The organism is Bradyrhizobium sacchari, from assembly GCF_002068095.1.
Lineage (GTDB): Bacteria > Pseudomonadota > Alphaproteobacteria > Rhizobiales > Xanthobacteraceae > Bradyrhizobium > Bradyrhizobium sacchari.
In genome coordinates, this window is the sequence record NZ_LWIG01000032.1 from 1 (window position 1) to 16,259 (window position 16,259).

Below are 16,259 nucleotides of genomic sequence, written 5' to 3' on the forward strand. Positions count from 1 at the left end.
GGCCGAGTGCAGCACCTCCTCCGAGGCCGAGCCGGTCTCGGCGGCGCCGCGGTTGACCTGGCCGATGTCGGTCGCCGCGGTCTGGGTGCCCTGCGCGACGGTCTGGACGCTGCGCGCGATCTCCTGCGTCGCCGCGCCCTGCTGCTCGACGGCGCTCGCGATCGAGGTCGAGATCGACGAGATCTGGCCGATGGTGGCGCCGATCTCCTTGATCGCGGCGACCGATTCGGCGGTGGCGCCCTGCATGCCCGCGATGTGCGAGGAGATCTCGTCGGTGGCCTTGGCGGTCTGGCTCGCCAGCGACTTCACCTCGCTCGCGACCACCGCAAAGCCGCGGCCGGCGTCACCGGCGCGTGCCGCCTCGATGGTGGCGTTGAGCGCCAGCAGGTTGGTCTGCTCGGCGATCGCCGTGATCAGCTTGACCACTTCGCCGATCTGCTGGGCCGCATGCGACAGCTTGCCGATGCGGCCGTCGGTCTCCCGGGCCTGCACCACGGCAGCCTCGGCAATGCGGCTGGAATCGCGGACCTGGCGGCCGATCTCCTCGACCGAGGCCGACAATTCTTCCGTCGCGGTCGCGACCGACTGCATGTTGGAGGAGGCCTGCTCGGAGACGCCGGCGACCTGGCTCGACAGGCTCTGCGTGGTCTCGGCGGTGCGGGTCAAGGTCGAGGCCGCCGATTCCAGCTGCACGGCCGAAGCCGAGACGTTGGAGACGATGGCGCCGACCGCGCTCTCGAAATCATCGGCGAAGCGGATCAGCTCGGCGCGGCGGCTGGCGGCCTGCTCGCGATTCTGGATCTCGCTGGCGGCGGCGTCGCGCTCGGCCTTGGCCACCGCCTGAACCTTGAACTCTTCCACCGCGCCGGCCATCTCGCCAATCTCGTCCCTGCGCCCCAAACCGGGCAGCACGACGTCGAAATTGCCCGAGGCGAGCTCGCGCATCGCCTTGCACATCGCGATCATCGGCCGCGAGATGCCTGTGCCGAGCAGGAAGGCGAGGACCGCACCTAACAGCGTACCGCCGATGGCGAGCATCAGCACCAGCTGCTCGGTCTTTCCGATGGTCGCTTCCGACTCTGAATCCAGCCGCTGCTGTTCGGCGACGAGGTCCGCCTTCATGGCGGTCGCGCCTTGCAGGATCGCACCGGCCGAGCCGCTCATCTCGGTCACGAGCTCATCGACCATCTTGGCGTTGGCGATCAGCTTCTCCAGCGCTTCGCGATAGGCGACGAGGATGGTCTTGGCGTCCTTCAGGCCGGCGACGATCTTGTCATCCATGGAGTAGACCGCGCCGAGCGAGTTCTCGACGAATTTCAGCCGCGCCAGCGCGCTGGTCGCGATCGCCTGGTCGGAGGTCAGCACGAAATTGGTCGCCGCCGCGCTCGCGGTCTGGAACTGGGCGTTGACCTGCTTGGTGCCGAACTCGATCGCCTGCGCCTCGGAATCGGAAGCGTTGTTGCCGATATCATCGAGCTTGTACTTCAGGAGATTGGCCTGGCGGGAGAGCTGGTTCTGCACCAGCAGCGCGCTGTCGCGCTTGGCTTGCAGCACCTTCGCGAAGGTCGCGGAGAAATTGGAAAACTCCTTGGCGAGCTTATTGAGGCTCTCCTGCCGCGCCGGCTTCTTGGCGCTCTTGATGGCCTGGTCGATGGCGCTCCTGAGGCTGGCCTCGGCGTCGAGCGCTGCCTTGGCATCGTCTTCCTTGCCGGTGACGACGAAATATTTGACGGCGGATCGATAGGCGAGCAGTTCACGGTCGATGTTGCGGGCGAGGTCGGCTTCGGACACGCTGCTGCGATAGGATCCGACCCCGGACGATACGCGCTCGAAGCCGAAATAGGCGAAAGCCATGCTGCCGGCCGAGATGACCAGCACTGCGGCAAAGCCCAGGATGATCTTGGCGCGGAACTTGAGGGTCGGAAATGCCCTGCGCTTGGACGGCGACGCGATACGCCCGGTCATTCCTACCCCCAGCCTGTGTTCTTGCAACGATGACGCGGCTCGGAAACAGCCCCTTCCGAACCGCTGCGAAAAATTAAGGCAGAATTGTCAAGGGGTGGTAAATCCGTCCGACCGGCGTCCCAAGTGACGTGAGTTCCCCCTCGAGAGGCTGGTCCGGCCCTGCCGGGGCCGAGCGGCGCCGTGTTGCGGCTATCAGGAAAACGCCTTACGCTCGAATACTTATCAGGCACTTGGCATCAGACCAGGCTGGTCCTTGAGGGGAGAAACGGAGTGGGGCAAACCGATTTTCGGTTTGACGGTACGTCTGGCGTTGCCGTTGCCAAATCGAAGGCCGCGAGCGTCGATGAAGCCGTGACCGAGCTCGCGGCCCAGCTCCCATCCGACGACCTCGCACTGATTCTGGTCTTCCTCTCCCCCCGCTACGACCCCCATCACTTCATCGCCGAGATCACCCGGCAGTTCGACGAGACCCAGGTCTGCGGCTGCACAACCGCGGGCGAGCTTGCCCCCGATGGCTGGGACGAGAACAGCGTCGTGGCGCTGGCGTTCAGCCGTGCCGATTTTTCTGCCGCGGTGCGACCCATCCTCAACCTCGACAGCTTCCGCGTCGAGGACGGCCGCAGGATCGGAGGTGAGCTCCGGCACGAGCTGCTGCGGATCACCCCGCAGGTCGATCGCGGCAATCCCTTCGGCCTGGTGCTGATCGACGGCCTCTGCCGGCGCGAAGAGGCGGTGATGTCGGCGATCTATGCCTCGCTGGATGACATTCCGGTCGTCGGCGGGTCCGCGGGCGACGGGATGCGCTTCGAGAAGACCTTTGTGTTCTTCGACGGAGAGGCCCACTCCAATGCCGCCCTCCTGATCCTGTTGAACACCTCGCTGCCGTTCCGGGTCTTCAAATGCGACAATTTCGAGCCGAGCCCGCAGAAGATGGTGGTCACCGAGGCCGACATCGAAAACCGGACGGTCAGGGAGCTGAACGCCGAGCCTGCAGCCCAGGAATATTCGCGCATGGTCGGGATCATCGACGCCAAGCTCGATCCGTTCTCCTTCGCGTCCCACCCCGTGCTGGTGCGCGTCGGCGGCGCCTACTACGCCCGATCGATCCAGCGCGTCGAGCCTGACGGCTCGCTGCATTTCTTCTGCGCCATCGACGAGGGCATGGTGCTGACGGCGGCGACGTCGCGCAGCCTGGTCGGCTCGACGCGGGACACCTTCGCCGAAATCCGCGACCAGATCGGCGACGTCTCGCTCTATATCGGCTTCGAGTGCCTGCTCCGGCGGCTCGACGCCGAGCAGCATCAGCTCACCCGCGACATGTCCGAACTGTACCGGCAGAACCGGGTCGTCGGCTTTCACACCTATGGCGAGCAGTTCGGCTCCATGCATGTGAACCAGACCTTCACGGGCGTTGCGATCGGACGGCGGCCGTCGTGACGGACATGTGGCAGGGCCCCGACGCGATCGATCAGCTGCGGCGCGAGGCCGCCAAGCTGAAGAAGATCAATGCCGCGCTGATGTCGCGCGTTGAGCGCGCGATGGATCAGCAGCTCAACGCCTTTTCATTGTTCGAAACCGCCATTGCGCTCGACCACAAGGTTCGCGACCGGACGCACCAGCTGCGCGAGGCGCTGCATTCGGTCGAGCGCGCCAATGAGGGGCTCTACCGCGCCAAGCAACAGGCCGAAGCCGCAAGCTCGCTGAAATCCTCGGTGCTGATCTCGGTCACCCACGATCTGCTGCAGCCGCTCAACGCGGCGCGCCTGACGCTGTCGGCGCTGACCGAGATGATGGAATCGCAGGAGGCGGGCCTGCTCATCGACCAGGCTGACCGCTCGCTGCTGATGCTGGAGGACCTGCTGCGGTCGCTGCTGGAGATCGCAAAGCTCGACGCCGGCGCGCTCAAGCCCGACGTGCGCGCGATCGCGCTGGCGCCGCTGTTCGAGCAGCTCCGCAACGAATTCGAGCCGGTCGCGGCGCGGCAAGGTCTTTCCCTGCGCATCCGCACCTCACCGCTCGCTGTGACCTCGGATGCGATGATGCTGCGGCGGATCCTGCAGAACCTGCTCGCCAACGCCATCCGCTATACAGGCAGCGGCGGCGTCATCATGGGATGCCGGCCAAGGGGCGACCATATCTGCATCCAGGTCTCCGACACCGGACCCGGAATTGCGCAGGCGCAGCAGGAGGCGATCTTCCGCGAATTCCAGCGCGGCGAGGCAACCGCGACCGATCAGGCCGGCTTCGGGCTCGGCCTGTCCATCGTCCGCCGTTTCGCGACCGTGCTGGGGCACGAGGTGCGGCTGTCGTCGCAGGTCGGGAGGGGATCGACCTTCACCCTGGAGCTGGAGCCGGCCGATCTCACTGAGATCAGCGACGAGGTGCACGAGGTCAAGCTCGCCGAGCGGCATTACAATTACAGTGGGCTCGAGGGCGCCAAGATCCTGCTGATCGAGAACGACCCGAACGGGTCGGAGGCGATGGCCGCGCTGTTGGAGGGATGGGGCTGCGACGTCGCGACCACGCGCTCGGCGGCGGACGCGCTGCTGCGGCTCAGCGAGCTCGGCGGCGCCCCCGATGCCGTGATCGCCGACCTCCATCTCGATCACGGCGAGAGCGGCCTGTCGGCCATCGCCGATGTTCGCCGGCATCTGACGCTCGACACGCCGGCCATGATCATCACCGCCGACTACTCGGAGAAGGCCGCGAAGGAAGCGAGCCTGCACGGGCTCGAAGTGCTGAAGAAGCCGATCAAGCCGGCCGAGATGCGGGCCCTGCTGTCGTTCCTGCTGAGCTAGGCTCCCAATAAATAAAAGTGTCGAAACAACCCCATGCACAGTACCGGTAATATCTTACATCCGGCCAAGCTGATGATTTGAATTCAAGATCATCGATCGTGCGGGCGCCGTCTGCGAGACAAAACGGGCGACAATCGCGTCATGGCTGGTCGGGCTGGGCGCGCTCGTGCCTGCTGCCCTCGGCGGCCAGCGTCGCGAAATCGATCCTGGACATTTCGACGATGGCCTTGGTCCGGCTCAGCACGTTGAGCTTGCGCAGGATGTCGGAGACGTGGACCTTCACCGTGGTCTCCGAAATCTTGAGCTCGTAGGCGATCTGCTTGTTCTGCAGGCCGCGCTTGAGCATTTCGAGCACGCGCAATTGCTGCGGCGTCAGATCGTGCAGACGCTTCAACAGATCCTGTGCGGGACCAGATGGGCGTTGCGGGCGGACCAGCCCGCGATAGGCGGCGGGAACACAGACCGCGCCGCGCAGCACCTCGCCGATCGATTGCGCCAGCTCCTGCTTGGACGACGACTTGAGGATGTAACCGGACACGCCGAGCGACAATGCGCCGGACATGATCTGCCGATCCTGATGCCCGGAGACGATGACGACGGGAATTTTGGGGAATGCCTTGCGGATGCGGATGATGCCCGAAAGACCCGTGGTGCCCGGCATCGACAGGTCAAGCAGGATCAGATCGAGCCCTGTGGTCGCCGCGACCTGCTCCAGCGCGCCGTCGATCGACGTGGCCTGAAGGATCTCGGCCGCCGGCGCCACCATCTGGAGCGCGCCTTCGAGCGCTTCGCGAAACAGCGGATGGTCCTCGACGATCAGAAATCGCATCATGGATGAGCCATCATTCTGAAGACCTTGCTGAAGACCTTGCCGAAGATCCCCGCCGGGATCGACGTCGAATTGAGCGCGCCGAGAATGGCTCAGCGGGGCTGCGCCGACTTGATCCAGGTCAAGGACGGGACCGCGCGTCATTGCGACCTGCCGCGATCAGTCCGCGCATAGGGTCGGGCCTTTGGATCGGGCAAATCCATTTTGCCGATCTCGATGATCGCCTTGTTGCGACTGAACAGGCCGAGCTTGCGCAGGATCTCGGTGATGTGCGCCTTCACCGTGGATTCCGCGAGCTGAAGCTCCTGGGCAATCTGCCGGTTCGGATAGCCGCGACGCAGGAGGTCGAGCACGCGAAGCTGCTGCGGTGTGAGATCGCAGAGCTTGACCTCGAGCGCCTTGCTGGCATCGGCCCGCCGCCGCGGCGTCGCTACGAAATCCTTCGGCACCGACACCGATCCGCTCAGCACGCCCTCGATCGATTGCGCCAGCTCGCGCTTCGACGTCGACTTGGGCAGATAGCCGGCGGCGCCCAGCGCCAGCGCCTCGCGAACGACGCGCTGGTCCTCCTCGCTCGACACGATGGCGACGGGAAGGCGCGGATAGGCCTCGCGCAAGCGCAGAAAGCCGGAGAAGCCGGTCGCATCCGGCAGTGAGAGGTCGAGCAGCGCGAGGTCGATGCCCTGCTCGGACGACAGGATATGCAGGGCATCCCCGATCGACATCGCCTCGAAGATCCGCGCCTCCGGCAAGGCCAGCCGCACCGCATTGCCGAGCGCCTCGCGAAACAGCGGATGATCGTCAATGATCAGGAAGCTGGTCATGGCGCTTTCCCAAGACTGCACCGCACGCGCATCCGCGGAAGCAGCACATCCATGCGAGACCCGTCCGGCGCCGGGACGACGCCGGACGGACGCTACCACATCCTTCCGATCGCGTTCGGTCAAGACCATTCAATCATTCGATTCGGACTGGACCGTCAGTAGGAAGGAAAAGATGTTGTCGAACTGGTCGTCGGTGAAGACCTCCTTCCAGGCCGGCATGCCCTTGGTCGGCCGTCCCTCATGCACGGTCGTCCAGAATTTGTCGCGCATCTCGTCGCCGTAGCGATGACGCAGCAGCCGCAGGTCGATCTTACGCTCGCTCTGAACCGCGTCGGGACCGTGGCAGTGCGCGCAGGTTCCGTTGAAGATCTCCTTGCCCGCGCCGACAGCCTCAGTGCTTGGCGCGGCCGCGTCGCCCTTGGTCTCGGTCGCCACCACATTGGCGATTTGGGTCACGCCGGCTCCGGCTCCTGTTCCCGTCGTCGTTGCCGCCGGCCCCGTGCGGCCCTCGCCGAAGCGAACCGGCGCGCCGGTCGGCAAGCCGTATTTCACCGCGAGCTCGCCGATCGTCCTCTGCAGCTGCGGCAACACGGCATCGACGCGATCGCGCAGCTCCGTCGAAGTCTTTGCAAAGCCGATGGCCGCATCCCACGATAGGCCTTCGCCTTCGATCAGCTCGATCTGGTAGCGACTGTTGTAGCTGGTCTTATTCAGCCAGCCGGCGACCGGTCCCCAGATGAAGGCGACGTCGGCTTTGCCCTGATCGAGCGCCTGCATGCCTTCCTCGGGCGACAGCACCGTCACCTTCTGGATGTCGTCGCGGCTCGCGAGCAGGTTTTGCGGCGTGCTGGCGAACTGCACGGCGACCCGCTTGCCCCTGAGGCTGTCGATGCCGCCGAGCGCCTGCCCCTTGGCAGATTCCTTGGCGGCGACGAGCGCATAGCCCTCCTTCGCAAAAGTCCTGGAGAAGATCACGGCCGGCCCCATGAAATCCTCGGACCGAGGCAGCCCGATCATGGCATCGCATTGCTTGCCGAGCAGGGTGACGCGGACCGTGCGCTTGCCGAAATAGGATTTGTACCAGTCGTAGGCGACCGGCCGGCCGAGCGCCTGCGCCAGCGCCTGTCCGATCTCGACATAGAAGCCCGGCTGCGACGGACTATCGCTCGAGAACGGAAGATTGGTGGGATCGGCACAGAGACGGAGCGGTTGGGTCTCGTCTGCATGCAGCGGCGAGGCGGATACGGCCAGCGCGGCGGCGCATGCGAGCAGGCCGGCGATGGCGCGATGTCGGCTCACGCCAATGTCAGAATGGTTGGTACGCATCCTCGTCTCCCGTAGCGTTGTTGGGCCGGAGCTTGTTGAACCAGGCGCGGCGGCACCAGGCATCTGCCGAGGCCGCAATCAAGGTCTGGAAAAAGCGCGCGCGTATCCCGTCACCTCGAGAGGATACGCGCGCGAGTGGTCACTGGACGGAGAACACGAAGAGCGAACCGCCCTCGGGAGCTGCGGCCGTCATCTTCTTTCCTACCTCGCCCAGGAACGCAGGCAGCGCAGCCGTGCGGCCGACGACGATGGCGACATATTGCTTGCCGTCGACCTGGTAGGTCACAGGACCTGCGCCGATGCCGGATCCGAGATTCTTGCTCCACAACACCTTGCCGGACTTCGCATCGATGGCGCGGAAGTCGCCATGGATGTTGCCGGCAAACACGAGACCGCCGCCGGTGGTCAGCGTGCCGCCGTTGAACGGCAGGTCTTCCTTGATCGACCAGACCTTCTTCTGCGCGACCGGGTCCCAGGCGACGAGCTCGCCGAGGAAACCGCCGGGGCCTTCCTTGGTCGGGAATTCAGCGCCGAGATAGAACACGCCGCGCTTGTAGGAGACGTCGGAGACCGACCAGTCCATGCAGACATTGTTGGACGGAATGTAGACGAGCCCGGTCTGCGGATTGAACGACATCGGTTGCCAGTTCTTGCCGCCGATCAGGTTCGGGCAGATGTCCTTGGCGGGATGGTTCGGCCCGGGACGCTTGTCGGGATCCTCGACCGCGCGCATCGTGGCGACATCCCACTTCTTGGCCCAGTTGGAGAACACGTACTTCTCCGCCGACAGCACCTTGCCGGTCTCGCGGTTGGCGACGAAGAAATAGCCGTTGCGATCCGCCTTCATCAGCGCCGGAACGGTGCTGCCGCCGATCTTCAGATCCGCAAGCACGGCTTCGTTGACGCCGTCATAGTCCCAGGCGTCGGCCGGCGTGGTCTGGATGTGCCACTTGATCTTGCCGGTGTTGGGATCGAACGCCACCGTCGAGGCGGTGTAGAGGTTGGTCAGCTTGCCGAAATTGCCGTCGCCGGTCGAGCGCACCGCCGTGTTCCACGGGGCCGGATTGCTGGTGCCCCAATAGACCGTGTCGGTCTTCGGATCGTAGGAGCCGACCAGCCAGGCCGCGCCGCCGCCGTGCTGGGCGGAGTCGCCCTTCCAGGTGTCGCCGCCGGGCTCATCCGGCGAAGGAACGGTGTAGGTCTGCCACACCTGCTTGCCGGTGTTGATGTCGAAGGCCTGGAGCGAGCCGCGCACGCCGTACTCGCCGCCGCCGAAACCGGTGATGACCTTGTCGCGCACGACGAGCGGCGGCGAGGTGATGACCGAGCCCTGCTTGTAGTCGACCACCTTCGTGGTCCACAGCGCCTTGCCGGTCGCGGCATCGAGCGCCGTCAGCTTGCCGTCGAGACGCCCGACGAAGATCTTGCCGTCGGCGTAGGTGACGCCGCGATTGTTGACGTCGCAGCAGGCGTATTGCAGCACGTCCTCGGGAATGTCGGGCTCCCAGGTCCATTTGCGCGCGCCGGTGGCCGCATCAAGCGCGTAGACGTATTTCGGGCCCCAGGAGCTCGAAACGTAGAGCGTGTTGCCGATGACGATCGGCGAGGATTCGTTCGAACGCAGCGAGGCCAGCGAGAACGAATAGGCGAGCGTGAGCTTGCCGGCATTCTCGGTGTTGATCTGCTTCAGCGGGCTGAAGCGCGTGTTGCCGTAGTCGTGGCCCGCGACGGCCCACTGGTTCGAATCCGATTGCGCCTTGAGCACGGTCTCGTTGGCGCGAGTGCCGGATGTAGTGGCGGCGAGCATCGCAATCATGGAGATGCCGGCCAAGAAGCCCTTCGTTCCAAAGGTCATGTATTCCCTCCGCGATGTTGTTGTGAACGCCTCGTTGGGCGCCTGAGCAAGCTGCGCTCGTGATGCGCAGTTTTCCTGCGAACCATCGTTGGAAATTACAGCATCGCCGTTTCGCGCTTAGTATAGGCGGAAGGTAGTAGTGCGGATCATCGGCGGCTTTCGCCGCTCATCTCGTTGTGCTCGCTTGCGTCTTTGCCTTGATCTACAGTGCAAAACGCACCAAGCGGTGTGGGACGACGACATCGCCTCACGCTCGGTCGTCGTCCCGGACAAGCGAACGGAGTGGGCGCTGATAACCACAGAGTTGGTGTGGCGCAGGCTGATAACTCCGAGTCCCCGTAACCACGTCGGCCTGTGGTTATACCGGATCTGCGCCTACGCTTGTCCGGGACGACAGGTGAGTTTGGACGATCTTGCATCGTCGCGCGCAGCGATGCTGGGTATCGGTTACGATGATGGCGCTACCAGGCCTGCAAAACTTTCGAAGAAGTTCGCGGCGAGTTTTCGCGACGTCGAGTCGATCAGCCGCGAGCCGAGCTGCGCGAGTTTGCCGCCGATCTGTGCGTCGGCGTCGTAATGCAGGATGGTGACATCGGGCGATTCCTCTTCCAGCCTGACCTTCGCGCCGCCCTTGGCAAAGCCCGCGACGCCGCCTGCGCCTTCGCCAACGATGCGGTAGCCGTTGGGCGCGTCGATATCGGTCAGCGTCACCTTGCCGCTGAACGTGGCCTTCACCGGGCCGACCTTCAGCTCCACGGTCGCCGTCATCTCCGTCGGCGATGCCATCTCGAGCGATTGGCAGCCGGGAATGCAGCGCCTGAGAATGTCGGGATCGTTGAGCGCAGCCCACACTTTGGCTTTCGACGCCGGAATACGCTGACTGTCATTCATCTGCATCGCTTCCACCCCTTTTGACCGTTGCTTGCACGGTTCGACTAGGGGGACGTCCGGCTGCGATCAATCGCCAGGAAGTACTAGTCCTGCTTGGACGCGCCTCATTCAGTCGATGTCATTCCGGGCTCCCTCGCTTCGCTCGGGCCCCGGAATGACGGAGTGGAGTGTCGGCACGGTTTGCTGCGTCGCCACAAGCAAAATCAACGACTTAACTCGCTTCCGCCTACTACCAAGATCGCGGTTACAAGGGTGTGAGCGCGTGCTCCTATTCGTGGCAAGGAACAAGGCAGCAAAGGGAGAAACGACGCGCGAGGAGCGCGACGTCCAAAGCCAGTGCTCAAGGCCAGTGCTCAAGGCCAGCGCTTCGCGCGATCGCGGTTGAGCGCAGGCCGCAGCTGACGACGTGGACACCGTTTTCGCAAACTCATTTGCAAGGTCGCGCCATGCGCTGGTGGCGGCACGAATGTCGTGACCGAATCGTACATCTGCGGCGACCGTCACGATGACCTTTCCATGACGCGCGGCCACCAAAATCCCAGTTGCAAAGTTCCGTTCGCGCTGTCTCTAATTGGAATAACTACAAACATTCGGGAGGAGTACGCCGTGTCTACAGTCAAACTGACGGTCAACGGCAAGGCCGTTGCCGTCGACGTCGAGGACCGCACGCTGCTGGTCCATCTGCTGCGCGATCACCTCAACCTGACAGGGACCCATGTCGGCTGCGACACCAGCCAGTGCGGCGCCTGCGTCGTGCACATGGACGGCCGTGCGGTCAAATCCTGCACCATGCTGGCGGGCCAGGCCGACGGCGCCAACGTCACCACCATCGAGGGCATCGCCAAGGGCGACGAGCTGCACCCGATGCAGGCCGCCTTCCGCGACAATCACGGCCTGCAGTGCGGCTATTGCACGCCGGGCATGATCATGTCGGCGATCGACATCGTGCATCGTCACGGCGGCCAGCTCGACGAGGCCACGGTCCGCCACGAGCTCGAAGGCAATATCTGCCGCTGCACCGGCTACCACAACATCGTCAAGGCCGTGCTGGATGCGGCCGGGCGCATGAAGGTCTCGCAGGCGGCCGAGTAAGGCCGCCCGCCTCGAACAAAGAACCACCGCTGCTGCTTTCGAGGGAAAGCGCAGTCGAAGCAACTTCCGGTCGGGAGGACCAGTCATGGGTGTTGAAGGCATCGGCGCGCGCGTCGTGCGCAAGGAAGACAAGCGTTTCATTACCGGCAAGGGCCGGTATGTGGACGACATCAAATTGGTGGGCATGACCCATGCCCATTTCATCCGCAGCCCGCATGCACATGCCAAGGTGAAGAAGATCGATTCGTCCGCGGCGCTGAAGATGCCGGGCGTGGTCGCGGTGCTCACCGGCCAGCAGCTGGTCGACGACAAGGTCGGCAATCTCATCTGCGGCTGGGCCATCACCTCCAAGGACGGCAGCCCGATGAAGATGGGCGCATGGCCGGCGATGGCGCCGGAGACGGTGCGCTTTGTCGGCCAGGCCGTCGCCGTGGTGATCGCCGACAGCAAGAATCTGGCGCGCGACGCGGCGGAAGCCGTCGTCGTCGATTATGAGGAGCTTCCCGCGGTTGCCGACGTCCATGCCGCGATCAAATCTGGCGCGCCGCAGCTTCATCCCGAGGCTCCCGGCAACCAGGTCTATGACTGGGTGATCGGCGACGAGGGTGCGACGGATGCGGCCTTCGCCAAGGCCGCCAACGTCGTCAAGCTCGATGTCACCAACAACCGCCTCGCGCCGAACGCGATGGAGCCGCGCGCGGCGATCGCGGACTACGACGCGGCGGAAGAGCATTTCACGCTCTACACGACGTCGCAGAACCCGCACGTCGCCCGCCTGGTGCTGTCGGCGTTCTACAACATCGCCCCCGAGCACAAGCTGCGCGTGATCGCGCCCGACGTCGGCGGCGGCTTCGGCTCGAAGATCTTCATCTATCCGGAAGAAATGGTGGCGCTGTGGGCCTCGAAGAAGGTCGGCCGCCCCGTGAAATGGACCGGCGACCGGACCGAAGCCTTCCTGACCGACGCGCATGGCCGCGACCACGTCACCCATGCCGAGATGGCGTTCGACGCCAACAACAAGATCACCGGGTTGAAGGTGAAGACCTACGCCAATTTCGGCGCCTACATGTCGCTGTTCTCCTCGTCGGTGCCGACTTATCTCTACGCGACGCTGCTGTCGGGCCAGTACAACATCCCGGCAATCCATGCCGAGGTGATCGGCGTCTACACCAACACCACGCCGGTCGACGCCTATCGCGGCGCGGGCCGGCCCGAGGCGAGCTATCTGATCGAGCGGTTGATGGAGACGGCCGCGCGGCAGTTGAAGGTCGATCCGGCCGCGCTGCGCCGGACCAACTTCATCACCCAGTTCCCGCACCAGACGCCTGTGATCATGGCTTACGACACCGGCGACTTCAACGCCTCGCTCGACGCCGCGATGAAGGCGATCGACTATGCCGGCTTCGCCGCACGCAAGGCGCAGGCAAAGTCACAAGGCAAGCTGCGCGGCATCGGCGTGTCCTGCTACATCGAGGCCTGCGGCATCGCGCCGTCGAAGGCGGTCGGCAGCTTAGGTGCCGGCGTCGGCCTGTGGGAATCGGCCGAGGTTCGCGTCAACCCGGTCGGCACCATCGAGATCCTCACCGGTTCGCACAGCCACGGCCAGGGCCACGAGACCACGTTCTGCCAGCTCGTCGCCGATCGCCTCGGCGTTCCCATCAGCCAGGTCTCGATCGTCCATGGCGACACCGACAAGGTGCAGTTCGGCATGGGCACCTACGGCTCGCGCTCGGCGGCCGTCGGTCTCACCGCGATCCTGAAGGCGATGGAGAAGATGGAATCCAAGGCCAAGAAGATTGCGGCGCATGCGCTGGAAGCTTCCGAGGCCGACATCGTCATCGAGAACGGCGAGTTCAAGGTGACGGGCACCGACAAGGCGATCGCCTTCCCGATGGTGGCGCTCGCGGCCTACACCGCGCACAATCTGCCTGACGGGATGGAGCCGGGCCTGAAGGAAAGCGCCTTCTACGACCCCTCCAACTTCACCTTCCCGGCCGGCACCTATATCTGCGAGCTGGAGGTCGACCCTGGTACGGGCAAGACCTCCTTCGTCAACTTCGTCGCGGCCGACGATTTCGGCCGGCTGATCAACCCGATGATCGTCGAAGGCCAGGTCCATGGCGGCCTGGTTCAGGGCATCGGACAGGCGCTGCTCGAGCACGCCATCTACGATGCCAACGGCCAGCCGGTCACGGCCTCGTTCATGGACTACGCCATGCCGCGCGCCGACGATGTGCCCTCCTTCAACCTCTCCCACACCACGACGCTGTGCCCGGGCAATCCGCTGGGCATCAAGGGTTGCGGTGAGGCCGGCGCGATCGGGGCGTCAGCGGCGGTGATCAACGCGATCACGGACGCGATCGGCAAGAACAATCTGGAAATGCCCGCAACCCCGGACCGGGTGTGGCGCACGATCCACGCGGCTTGAGAGGGAGGACCGAACATGTACCAGACCACCTATCATCGTGCCTCCTCGGTCGACGAAGCCGCCAGCCTGTTCGGCAAGAGCAGCGACGCAAAGTTCCTTGCCGGCGGCCAGACGCTGCTGCCGGTGATGAAGCAGCGGCTCGCCAGCCCCTCCGACGTGATCGACCTCGGCAAGATCAAGGAGCTGCAGGGCGTCGAGCTCTCGGGGGATACGCTGACCATCAAGGCCGCCACGACCTATTACGACATCATGACGAATGCCGACGTGAAGAAGGCGATCCCCGCGATCGCCTATCTCACCTCGGTGCTCGGCGATCCCGCCGTGCGCTACCGCGGCACGATCGGCGGCTCGATCGCCAACAACGATCCCGCCGCAGACTTCCCGGCCGCATTGCTCGCGCTCGGCGCCACCGTGAAGACCAACAAGCGGTCGATTGCGGCGGATGATTTCTTCAAGGGCCTGTTCACGACGGCTCTCGAAGACGGCGAGATCATCACCGCGGTGTCGTTCCCGGTTCCGGCGAAGGCCGGCTACGAGAAGATGCGGCATCCGGCCTCGCGCTTCGCGTTGACCGGCGTGTTCGTCGCGCAGACCAAGTCGGGCGACGTTCGGGTGGCGGCTACCGGCGCGTCGCAGAGCGGCGTGATGCGCGTGCCGGCAATCGAGGCCGCGCTGAAGGCGAACTGGTCGCCGTCGGCGATCGATAATGTGAGCATTTCCGCGAGCGGATTGCTGGCCGACATCCACGGCACGGCGGAGTACCGCGCCAACCTCGTCAAGGTGATGGCGCAGCGCGCAGTGGCTGCTGCCGGGTGACCATCACCCTTTAGCGACTCGACGCAAATTTTCCGCGGCGCGCATTTCGGTGCGCGCCGCTTTTATTATGCGCCCATGCATGAAAACCGCTTGCCTCGCTGGCGGGAAGGCGAGAAAAGTTAATCAGCCGATTAACTCGCCCCAAGTGCGACGTAAGGCAGCAACGTGAGGCGTTTGCCGGATCACCGGCACCTGCCCGCGACCCGAGGAAACAACAACGTGCTCGATAAATCAGCCCCCACCTCGTCCGTCCGGACCTCCGGCCCGCTCGCGGGCTTCCGTATCGTCGAATTCGCCGGCATCGGGCCCGGCCCGTTCGCCTGCATGATGCTGGCCGACATGGGTGCCGACGTCGTCACGCTCGACCGGATCGGTGCGAAGAAGAGCATGAAGTCTGTGGCCGGCCGCGGCCGCAAGGTGATCGAGCTCGACCTCAAGGACAAGGCGGCGATCGCAGAGGTGCTCGATCTGCTCGCCAACGCCGACGCGCTCGTGGAAGGCTTTCGTCCCGGCGTGATGGAGCGGCTCGGGCTCGGGCCGGACGTCGTGCTCGCGCGCAACCCAAAGCTCGTCTACGGCCGCATGACCGGCTGGGGCCAGGAAGGCCCGCTTGCGAACGCCGCCGGCCACGACATCAACTACATCTCCATCACCGGCGCGCTCGCCGCGATCGGCACGAAGGAAGCGCCGGTGCCGCCGCTCAATCTCGTCGGTGATTTCGGCGGCGGCGCGCTCTATCTCGTCGTCGGCGTGCTCGCGGCATTGCTGGAAGCCTCGAGGTCCGGCAAGGGCCAGGTGGTCGACGCCGCGATGTGCGACGGCGCGGCCTCGCTGATGTCGTTCTTCTTCGACATGACCACGCTGGGACGCTGGACCGAGGGTCGCGACCAGAACTTCCTCGACGGCGGCGCGCATTTCTACGGCGTCTATGAATGCGCTTGCGGCCATTTCGTCTCGATCGGCTCGATCGAGCCGCAATTCTACGCGCTGCTGCGCGAGCATGCGGGCCTTAACGATGCGGATTTCGACGCGCAGATGGACCGCAAGGCCTGGCCGGCGCTGAAGGAGAAGCTGAAGGCGGTGTTCAAGAGCAAGACGCGCGAGGACTGGTGCAAGATCATGGAAGGCACCGACATCTGCTTCGCGCCGGTGCTGACCATGTCGGAAGCGACACAACATCCGCACATGGTCGCCCGCAACGTCTTCGTCGAGCGTCACGGCGTGAAGCAGCCGGCCCCGGCGCCGCGCTTCTCGCGCACGCCGTCGGCCGTGCGCGAGCCGGAGGCGGCGGAGATCGCAGCGGTGACGAAGGCGTGGAAGAGATAGAATCTCCGCTGCCGCACCAATTTCCTCGTCGTCCCTGACAAGCGCGCCAGAAGCGCGCGCCGATCCGGGACGACAGCTGTTCTGAGGCGGCAATCCAGGCAACAACGCC

Annotated in this window: 12 protein-coding genes; 6 read left to right on the forward strand and 6 right to left on the reverse strand. The window is 64.7% G+C overall.

All coding sequences use genetic code 11. From position 1 onward, the window contains the following. The coding region (locus A5906_RS27620) for a methyl-accepting chemotaxis protein (protein WP_080138389.1) at nt 1–1,965 on the reverse strand (1,965 nt) is incomplete at its 3' end. A 270-nt stretch (nt 1,966–2,235) separates the two neighbouring features. On the opposite strand from A5906_RS27620, the gene A5906_RS27625 reads away from it, so the two are divergent. Both A5906_RS27625 and A5906_RS27630 read left to right on the forward strand, forming a co-directional pair. Then, nucleotides 2,236–3,402, forward strand: coding sequence for an FIST N-terminal domain-containing protein (locus A5906_RS27625; RefSeq protein ID WP_080138390.1), 1,167 nt, complete (start codon nt 2,236–2,238; stop codon nt 3,400–3,402). Between the two features lie 5 nt (nt 3,403–3,407). Further along, on the forward strand, nt 3,408–4,763 hold the full coding sequence (locus A5906_RS27630) for a hybrid sensor histidine kinase/response regulator (protein ID WP_167523764.1): 1,356 nt from the start codon (nt 3,408–3,410) through the stop codon (nt 4,761–4,763). 139 nt (nt 4,764–4,902) lie between these two features. On the opposite strand, the gene A5906_RS27635 is transcribed toward A5906_RS27630, so the two are convergent. The 5 genes from A5906_RS27635 to A5906_RS27655 form a co-directional block, all read right to left on the reverse strand. Beyond that, a complete protein-coding gene (locus tag A5906_RS27635) occupies nt 4,903–5,595 on the reverse strand; it encodes a response regulator (protein WP_080138392.1) in 693 nt (230 codons plus the stop codon). Nucleotides 5,596–5,732: 137 nt separating this feature from the next. Continuing rightward, on the reverse strand, nt 5,733–6,416 hold the full coding sequence (locus tag A5906_RS27640) for a response regulator (RefSeq protein ID WP_080138455.1): 684 nt from the start codon (nt 6,414–6,416) through the stop codon (nt 5,733–5,735). A 129-nt stretch (nt 6,417–6,545) separates the two neighbouring features. Continuing rightward, entirely contained in the window at nt 6,546–7,742 is a 1,197-nt protein-coding gene (locus A5906_RS27645; protein WP_080138393.1) for a c-type cytochrome, read from the reverse strand. A gap of 139 nt (nt 7,743–7,881) precedes the next feature. Then, nucleotides 7,882–9,597 carry a PQQ-dependent methanol/ethanol family dehydrogenase gene (locus A5906_RS27650; protein WP_136615521.1) on the reverse strand — a complete coding sequence of 572 codons (1,716 nt, stop codon included), beginning with the start codon at nt 9,595–9,597 and terminating at the stop codon, nt 7,882–7,884. A gap of 447 nt (nt 9,598–10,044) precedes the next feature. Next, a complete protein-coding gene (locus tag A5906_RS27655; RefSeq protein ID WP_080138394.1) occupies nt 10,045–10,494 on the reverse strand; it encodes an SRPBCC family protein in 450 nt (149 codons plus the stop codon). 600 nt (nt 10,495–11,094) lie between these two features. Here A5906_RS27655 and A5906_RS27660 point away from each other — a divergent pair. The 4 genes from A5906_RS27660 to A5906_RS27675 all read left to right on the forward strand — a co-directional run bounded on the left by A5906_RS27660 (nt 11,095) and on the right by A5906_RS27675 (nt 16,150). Next, nucleotides 11,095–11,580, forward strand: a complete 486-nt coding sequence (locus A5906_RS27660) for a (2Fe-2S)-binding protein (RefSeq protein WP_080138395.1) — start codon at nt 11,095–11,097, stop codon at nt 11,578–11,580. A gap of 85 nt (nt 11,581–11,665) precedes the next feature. Next, a complete protein-coding gene (locus tag A5906_RS27665; protein WP_080138396.1) occupies nt 11,666–14,008 on the forward strand; it encodes a xanthine dehydrogenase family protein molybdopterin-binding subunit in 2,343 nt (780 codons plus the stop codon). Nucleotides 14,009–14,023: 15 nt separating this feature from the next. Beyond that, on the forward strand, nt 14,024–14,824 hold the full coding sequence (locus A5906_RS27670) for an FAD binding domain-containing protein (RefSeq protein WP_080138397.1): 801 nt from the start codon (nt 14,024–14,026) through the stop codon (nt 14,822–14,824). Between the two features lie 219 nt (nt 14,825–15,043). Then, a complete protein-coding gene (locus A5906_RS27675) occupies nt 15,044–16,150 on the forward strand; it encodes a CaiB/BaiF CoA transferase family protein (protein WP_080138398.1) in 1,107 nt (368 codons plus the stop codon). Nucleotides 16,151–16,259 lie beyond the last annotated feature (109 nt).

Excerpts from the sequence above, each read along its gene's own strand:
- A5906_RS27640 (WP_080138455.1), bottom strand. The coding sequence starts at position 6,416 with ATGACCAGCTTCCTGATCATTGACGATCATCCGCTGTTTCGCGAGGCG.
- A5906_RS27650 (WP_136615521.1), bottom strand. The coding sequence starts at position 9,597 with ATGACCTTTGGAACGAAGGGCTTCTTGGCCGGCATCTCCATGATTGCG.
- A5906_RS27645 (WP_080138393.1), bottom strand. The coding sequence starts at position 7,742 with ATGCGTACCAACCATTCTGACATTGGCGTGAGCCGACATCGCGCCATC.
- A5906_RS27670 (WP_080138397.1), top strand. The coding sequence starts at position 14,024 with ATGTACCAGACCACCTATCATCGTGCCTCCTCGGTCGACGAAGCCGCC.
- A5906_RS27665 (WP_080138396.1), top strand. The coding sequence starts at position 11,666 with ATGGGTGTTGAAGGCATCGGCGCGCGCGTCGTGCGCAAGGAAGACAAG.
- A5906_RS27635 (WP_080138392.1), bottom strand. The coding sequence starts at position 5,595 with ATGATGCGATTTCTGATCGTCGAGGACCATCCGCTGTTTCGCGAAGCG.
- A5906_RS27630 (WP_167523764.1), top strand. The coding sequence starts at position 3,408 with ATGTGGCAGGGCCCCGACGCGATCGATCAGCTGCGGCGCGAGGCCGCC.
- A5906_RS27655 (WP_080138394.1), bottom strand. The coding sequence starts at position 10,494 with ATGCAGATGAATGACAGTCAGCGTATTCCGGCGTCGAAAGCCAAAGTG.